This window comes from Thermoflexus sp. (genome assembly GCF_025055495.1).
Taxonomy (GTDB): Bacteria; Chloroflexota; Anaerolineae; order Thermoflexales; family Thermoflexaceae; genus Thermoflexus.
Window position 1 is genome coordinate 1 of sequence record NZ_JANWXB010000143.1, and the last position, 7,715, is coordinate 7,715.

Here is a 7,715-nt window from a genome sequence, read left to right on the forward strand (position 1 = left end):
AATTTTTCATTCTTTATCAATGGGGGGGGGTGCTATCTTGGGGTTTGGGGTTGTGTCAGCGCTCTCCCAAAAAAAAAAAATTGGGGGGGTGTAACCACCTATATCCACCCCCGCGCCTTTTCCAACCGAACAGAGCGTGGGCTCGGGCGACGAGTTCTCCGCGTCACGTGTAAGCCCTCGGCCGTTAGTACCGCTCAGCTTCACCCGTTACCGGGCTTCCACCTGCGGCCTATCAAACCGGTGGTCTCCCGGCGGCCTTACCCGGTCGAAGCCGGTGGGGGGCCTCATCTTGGGGTGGGCTTCCCGCTTAGATGCTTTCAGCGGTTATCCCGTCCGGACGTTGGCTACCCGGCGATGCCGCTGGCGCGACAACCGGCACACCAGAGGTCCGTCCACCCCGGTCCTCTCGTACTAGGGGCAGCACCCCTCAAGCCCCCAACGCCCACAGCGGATAGAGACCGACCTGTCTCACGACGGTCTGAACCCAGCTCACGTACCGCTTTAACGGGCGAACAGCCCGACCCTTGGGACCTTGTCCAGCCCCAGGATGCGATGCACGTCTCCCCACCGTTTCCGGTGGCGTAGACTATATCATCACCCTGACCATCGCCCATCAGGGGTCCGGCGTTTGATAGCCGCCATAGATTAGAGGCCTCTTGCGAGACCTCCGGACCAGCCATCTCGGGCTCAAGGCCCTCAGTCGTTACGGGGTCAGAGGAGCTTGTATCCCATTTCTGGGGGTATATGTTGACGGATCAGGTCGCAGAACCGCGGCGCCTCTTTTGCGGGGATGTATATTACCCACTGGTTTCCTGAGACACGGTGAGGGCGGGCTTCGATGCCGAAGTTACCCTCCAGGGCTTCGATCAGCCGCTCTACCTCCTCGAAGCCGAATGCTTGGGTGTTAAGGCGCAGAGCTCTGCAGTCCCTGCGGCGATGTCCGTCATCCATATACCACACTGCCAGAGCCAGCGGGCTGCTAAGCAGGCGGCGAATATCATGGGGCACACCTTTACAGCCGTTGACGTAGAACCGCTCTGCATACCAACCCAGCTCAGGGATGCTACGCGTGTCGAAGCGGACGTGCCCATAGTAACGCCGGGTTCGTTGATCCCAGACGAGGATTTGTCGCGGCGGGTTGGCGACGATAGGGAGGAGCATTTTGTATTTCCATCTTACGTATTCCACGTCCTCGATCCGGTGATCAATCCGCAGGCGCCACCATCGGCCGTTTTGCTCTAAACACGCGTCCCCCAGCAGGGTGCCAACAACAACTGCGTGGAGAGGCTCTGGCAGCATTTCCGCTCCTCGACTTCCCACGGGATTACCCTCGAGCCCAGGGCAATTGCCTCTGGTCGTTAGGGCTTCCCCGTTATAAGCCGGATGTGACCTGCAGGGTTACCCCTGCAGGGGCCCAGCGCTTGAGCCGACATCGAGGTGCCGAGCGAGGCCGTCGATGTGAACTCTTGGGCCTCACCAGCCTGTTATCCCCGGGGTAGCTTTTATCCGTTGATCCACGGCCCTTCCACACGGAACCGTGGGGTCACTAGGCCCGGCTTTCGCCCCTGCTCGGCCTGTCAGCCTCGCAGTCAAGCCCCCTTATGCCCTTGCACTCGACGGCGGGTTTCCATTCCGCCTGAGGGGACCTTTGGGCGCCTCCGTTACTTTTTAGGAGGCTGCCGCCCCAGCAAAACTGGCCACCAGGCACTGTCCGCCGCCCGGGTTCACGGGTCGGCGTTAGGGCCAAGATTTGACCAGGGTGGTATTTCACCGGTGGCTCCACCCAGGCTGGCGCCCAGGCTTCTCCGCCTCCCACCTATCCTACACAGGCCAAACCCTAACCCAATACCAGGCTCCAGTAAAGCTCCACGGGGTCTTTTTGTCCCGCTGCGGGCACTGCGCGTCTTCACGCAGTTCGCAGTTTCGCCGGGACCCTCCTCGGGACAGCGCCCCGGTCGTTACGCCTTTCGTGCGGGTCGGAACTTACCCGACAAGGAATTTCGCTACCTTAGGACCGTTATAGTTACGGCCGCCGTTCACCGGGGCTTCAGTTCAGGGCTACACCGGCCGAAGCCGGGTCACCCCTCCCCTTAACCTTCCGGCACTGGGCAGGCGTCGGCCCCTATACGTCCCCTTACGGGTTGGCAGAGACCTGTGGTTTAGGTAACCAGTCGCCAGGGCCTGTTCACTGCGGCCTCCTCGGGCTCGGCCCGAAGGCCTCACCCTACGCGAGGCACCCCTTCTCCCGAAGTTACGGGGTCAGTTTGCCGAGTTCCCTGAGGAGGGTTCTCCCGTCCGCCTTGGCGCGCTTACGCCAGCCTACCGGTGTCGGTTTGCGGTACGGGCACCCGGGCTTCAACGCTTAGAGGCTTTTCTCGGCAGTGTGGGCTCGACCACTTCCGCCGGGTTTCCCCGGCTCGCCATCATCCCTCAGGCTCCGGCGGCGGATTTGCCTACCGCCCTCATCGCCCTAAGGACTTGGCACCGGCACAGCCAGCGGCCGGCTGGCCTACCCTCCTGCGTCCCCCCTTCGCTCCACCCGGGTGGGGCCGGAATATTAACCGGCTGTCCATCGGCTACGCCTTTCGGCCTCGCCTTAGGTCCCGCCTAACCCGACGCGGATCGACCTTGCGTCGGAAACCTTAGGCCTTCGGCGGACGCGGTTCTCACGCGTCTTCCGCTACTCGTGCCGGCATTCTCACTTCCGCCCGCTCCACGCGTCCTCACGGTCGCGCTTCCACGCGGACGGAACGCTCCCCTACCGTTCCCGCGCCTCATCGGCGCGGAAACCCGCTGCTTCGGCGCCGGGCTTGAGCCCCGTTCCATTTTCGGCGCAGGGCCGCTCGACCAGTGAGCTGTTACGCACTCTTTAAAGGATGGCTGCTTCTAAGCCAACCTCCTGGCTGTCATAGCAGCCCCACATCCTTTCCCACTGAGCCCGGACTTGGGGGCCTTAGCAGGCGGTCTGGGTTGTTTCCCTCTCGACCAATGGAGGTTATCCCCCACGGTCCGACTCCCACGCTGCACATGGCGGCATTCGGAGTTTGACAGGGTTCGGTAGCATAACGCCCCTAGCCCTACCAGTGCTCTACCTCCGCCATGGACCGCGTGAGGCTAGCCCTAAAGCTATTTCGGGGAGAACGAGCTATCTCCGGGTTCGATTGGCATATCACCCCTACCCACAGCTCATCCCACACCTTTGCACTGGTGATGGGTTCGGGCCTCCACGGGGGTTTAGCCCCGCTTCACCCTGGCCATGGGTAGCTCACCCGGTTTCGCGTCTACTCCCAGCGACGGGACGCCCTGTTCGGACTCGCTTTCGCTCCGGCTCCGGGTGTGACCCCCTTAGCCTTCGCCACTGAGAGTAACTCGCCGGCTCATTCTCCAAAAGGCACGCCCTCAGGCATTGCCCCCGAAGGGGCCATAGCCCTCGGACCGCTTGTAGGCATGCGGTTTCAGGTTCTGTTTCACTCCCCTCACCGGGGTTCTTTTCACCTTTCCCTCACGGTACTGGTGCGCTATCGGTCGCCAGGGGTATTTAGCCTTGGAGGGTGGTCCCCCCTGCTTCCCACGACCTTCCCCGTGGGCCGTGGTACTCGGGATCCCATCCCCGGGAGACCTTCGACCTTTCGCCTACGGGGCTATCACCCTCTATGGCGGGCCTTTCCAGACCGCTTCGGCTAGGCCAAGGTTTGATCACTCCCTGAGACGTCCGAGGCCGCCCCCAGATGGGTCCCACGACCCCCACAGGGCAACGCCCTCGGGCTTTTGCACCCTGTGGGTTTAGGCTCTTCCCCGTTCGCTCGCCACTACTAGGGGAATCTCGGTTGATTTCTTTTCCTGGGGGTACTAAGATGTTTCAGTTCCCCCCGTGCCCCTCCGTGGCCTATGGGTTCAGCCACGGATGCCTGGGGTTCACCCCAGGCGGGTTTCCCCATTCGGGCACCCCCGGGTCATCGCGCCCGCACACGGCTCCCCGAGGCTTTTCGCAGTGTGCCGCGCCCTTCATCGGCCCCTGGCGCCAAGGCATCCACCGCATGCCCTTACTCGCTTACACGTGACGCGGAGAACCCGTTTCCCGAGCTGCCCGCGTTGTGTTTCGACTTCGTCTCACGCTCTGTTCGGTTGTTAAGGTGCTCCCCGGGCTTTCCACACACTCCTGCCCGGTCTTCCTTGACGGGCCGCTATCCGTGTTCCAGCCCGCCAGCGGATGGCCGCTGGCTCCCGCCTCCAGGCTCCCCACCCGGCTTCGGGTGTCAGCCTCCATCCTGCGGGCTTTCCATTATAACGAGATCTTCTCTCCCTGTCAAGGGAAATGGTGGAGATGACGGGACTCGAACCCGTGACCTCCTCCGTGCAAAGGAGGCGCTCTCCCATCTGAGCTACATCCCCACCCCTGTGGGCCTGCCTGGACTCGAACCAGGGACCCCTCCCTTATCAGGGGAGTGCTCTGACCGCCTGAGCTACAGGCCCATCATCCCATCGCGCCTTTGATTTTATACGGCAGGCGCCGTCCCTGTCAAGATCCCTATTTCAAGCCGCTGACCCTTTTCGTGCCGATCAGGCCCCCGCCTCTGCTCTGCCCCAGGGAGGGGGGGCGAAGGCCACAGACGGCCGGCGCTATTCTTCCAAGAGCCGAAACGCGCTCACCCGCCACGTCTCCTCGGATTCTGCCCTCACGACGACCAATTCGATCTCGAACGAGAGGGCCTCGCCGCCTGCCGTCGTCAGCGTGCCCCCCAGCTGCGCGCGCCGAACTCCGTCCTCGCGCTGGACATTCCAGGACCGGAAGGACCACCCCGCCGGCTGGCGGGCGCCGCCGTAGGTTTGAGCCAAGGTTTCCGGCCCTCTTAGTTCGTCCCGAAAGCTCGGAGCGCAAAGGGCGTAGGCGGCTTCCCAGCGCGCCTCCCGAAGCGCGGTCAGGAACTGCTCGGCCACCGCTTGGGCGGGCCGCGCCTCGGCCTGAACCCATCCAACGGCCCCCAGGATCGCCGTCACCACAGCAAGCCCTCCGCTGCCCACACACAGGCCACACCCACATAAACCGATCAACGCCAGCCCGATCGCAATCATCCACCAGCGGGATGTCGATGAAGCAGAGCGCGTCGAGGACATCTGCTCCTCCTTTGGGATCAGTTCTTCCTGGATCTCCGCCTGCGCCTCAGCCGACCCCTAAGAGTGGACTGCCTCATGATGCACCTGTCCTGTGAACACGCTATGAACAGTCCGGAGGGGGATAACGCTCGGGCCAGAGCCAAAAGCATGGTTCCGACCGGATGGCGATTCCCAGCCTTTGAAGGAGGGATCCGTCGCGCTTGCCTCCTGGGCGCTGCTTCCGAAAAATATCTTCTGATAAGGCCGGGCCGCTTATCGGAGGCTGGGCCCGATGGGCGCTCCGCCCGTAGATTCCGGGACCGAAGGCCTGTCCGGGGGCGATGGGTCCCCTCTGAAAGCCATTGAAAAGATCGATGAGGCGCCCGGCGATGCATGGCGGGATCCGGCCTGACCGCTCCACCGCAGCAGGCCGAGCCGAACTCTGGAGGGAGCGACCCGCCGTTGAGCGATCCATTGCGTGTCCAGATGCTGTCTCCGATCTCCTGGCCCCAGTATCTGAGGGCTCGCGGCATCCGGCCGCGCAAGCGGCTGGGCCAGCACTTCCTGATCGATGAGCGCATCCTGGCCCGGATTGCCGAGGCGGCCGGGCTGGAGCCCGGAGAGTGGGTGCTGGAAATCGGGGCCGGACCGGGCACCCTGACCCGCCACCTGGCCCTGCGGGCCGACCACGTGGTGGCGGTAGAGATCGACGAACGGTTCCTGCCGCTGCTCCGCGAGATCGTGGCCCCCTTTCCCCACGTCACGATCATCGCTGGGGATATCCTGGCCCTCAACCCCATCGATCTGGTCCAGGGCCATCCCTACCGGGCCGTCGGCAACATCCCGTATTACATCACCTCAGCGATCCTGCGCCATCTGATGGAAGCGCCTCTGAAGCCCCGCCGGATCGTCCTCACGGTTCAACAGGAGGTGGCCCGGCGGATCACCGCTGGGCCAGGAGAGATGAGCCTGCTGGCGGTGAGCGTGCAGGTTTACGGGCGTCCGCAGGTGGTCGATCGAATCCAGGCGGGGGCCTTCTGGCCCCCGCCGGAGGTCGACTCGGCGGTGGTGGTGATCGAACCCTATGAGCAGCCAGCGGTGGACATGGGGGATCCGGACTGGTTTTTCAAGGTAGTGCGGGCAGGGTTCGGCCAACGGCGCAAGCAATTACACAACGCCCTGAGTCACGGCCTGGGCTTCCCCAACGCCCTCGTCCGGGCCGCACTGGCAGAGGCCGGGATCGATCCCGCCCGACGGGCCGAAACGCTCTCGCTGGAGGAATGGGCCAAGCTGAGCGCGTCCCTTCGCCCCCTCCGCCCGTCGCCGCCCCGTCGGCCGGAGAACGAGGAGAGGACCTCCCACCCGCCTATCGATGGGCCACCGGGATGAGAAACTCCCAGGGCCCCGGCCGGCGGACCGCCGGTTCTGGGCTTCCCTGGCCCCAGCCGATCAGCTCAACCACCCGGAAGGCGATGGGGCCCTCGCGATCGCGCTCCGTCTCCTCCGGGACGGCGAAGAGGGCATCCTGACACATCCACCCTCCCCCACGGGTCAGCGGCACAGTCAGGATCGGTATGGTCACGGTCAGTGTCCTCTTAGAAGCCGGTCCTTCCACGTGGGCGTTCGGCACCACCTCCGGCTCAATCGCGAAGGCCTGCTCGACCATCGCTGTCCAGCTCAACGAAGGATCCGGTGGAATGAAGCATACCCGCGCCCGGATCCCGGAGGGAGCCCGGACCCATCGCTCCAGCATGAGATCGAGGCCGTGGGCGCGGACGGTGTGCGGGCCATAGATCTCCGCTTCCGATTCCACCGGGATCCTCAGATCGAAGACAAAAGAGGGTCCCGACAGGGATGCGGGAGCTGTAGCTGGCGATGGTGATTTCTCCATCGATGTGGCATCCGGAGAGCTGATGATGTGCAGCGCCTGCGGAGGGTGAGGCTGCTGAGGCATTGAATGAAGGATGACCCGAAGCCGGAGGTCAAGCGCTGCAGGCCGATGGGTGGGCCAGCCGGGCAACCCCCAGGGATCGAAGCTATCCGCCCCGCCGATTTCCCCCGCAGGCAGCGCCAGGCCCAGAATCTCCGAGGCACCTGCTACGCCCTCGCCCATCAGCATGGGGATCTGGCGCCCCTCCCGATCCTCCAGCGTCAGCAGAGGCAGCCAGGCGACCTCTGAGGCCGTTGGAAGCCCGCGAATCCGATAACCGATCACGATGCGGTTGGCATCGGCATAGAGCCGCTCGATCGTTACGGTGATTCCATCCCGGGTCTGGCTCAACGAGAGCGTGTGCATCCTTCCGCCCTGTTCCAGGAGATGGGTGGAGAGAAAGGCCTCCCAGAGGGGGCGGGCGTAGGCCATTCCAACGAGGGCCATGACCAGCGCCAGGCCCGCCGCCAGCCAGCCCCACCCCGGCGGGCGCCTCCACCGCCAGGCCGGACGGGAAGCTGGGGCGAACAGCCGGGCATGCAGCGCCGGCCAGAGATCCCGATCGGGGGGAACTCGGGACCGGGCAATCTGATCCAGTCCTTCTCGCAGCCACGCTTCTTCTTCTGCGTTATGGGGGAAACCCAACCGTTCTTCCATGGTTCGCCTCCGCCTCCATCAGGGGTTATGCGCG

At 64.1% G+C, this 7,715-nt stretch carries 3 protein-coding genes, 2 tRNA genes and 1 rRNA gene; 1 reads left to right on the top strand and 5 read right to left on the bottom strand.

From position 1 onward, the window contains the following. Positions 1 to 165: 165 nt before the first annotated feature. From NZM16_RS04975 to NZM16_RS04990, 4 genes are all read right to left on the bottom strand, one after another. Positions 166 to 4,057: ribosomal RNA gene (locus tag NZM16_RS04975) — 23S ribosomal RNA — on the bottom strand. 259 nt (positions 4,058 to 4,316) lie between these two features. Continuing rightward, a tRNA-Ala gene (locus NZM16_RS04980) sits at positions 4,317 to 4,392 on the bottom strand. Positions 4,393 to 4,399: 7 nt separating this feature from the next. Further along, positions 4,400 to 4,473 (bottom strand) — tRNA-Ile (locus NZM16_RS04985). A 147-nt stretch (positions 4,474 to 4,620) separates the two neighbouring features. After that, positions 4,621 to 5,115: a hypothetical protein gene (locus NZM16_RS04990; RefSeq protein WP_295452618.1), complete on the bottom strand. Its 495-nt coding sequence runs from the start codon at positions 5,113 to 5,115 to the stop codon at positions 4,621 to 4,623. A 372-nt stretch (positions 5,116 to 5,487) separates the two neighbouring features. Here NZM16_RS04990 and rsmA point away from each other — a divergent pair, with 372 nt between their 5' ends. Continuing rightward, positions 5,488 to 6,483, top strand: a complete 996-nt coding sequence (gene rsmA / locus NZM16_RS04995; protein WP_295479039.1) for a 16S rRNA (adenine(1518)-N(6)/adenine(1519)-N(6))-dimethyltransferase RsmA — start codon at positions 5,488 to 5,490, stop codon at positions 6,481 to 6,483. Here rsmA and NZM16_RS05000 read toward each other — a convergent pair. Next, entirely contained in the window at positions 6,461 to 7,681 is a 1,221-nt protein-coding gene (locus NZM16_RS05000; RefSeq protein WP_295479042.1) for a DUF4179 domain-containing protein, read from the bottom strand. The two genes, rsmA and NZM16_RS05000, sit on opposite strands and share 23 nt — an antisense overlap. Positions 7,682 to 7,715: the final 34 nt, after the last annotated feature.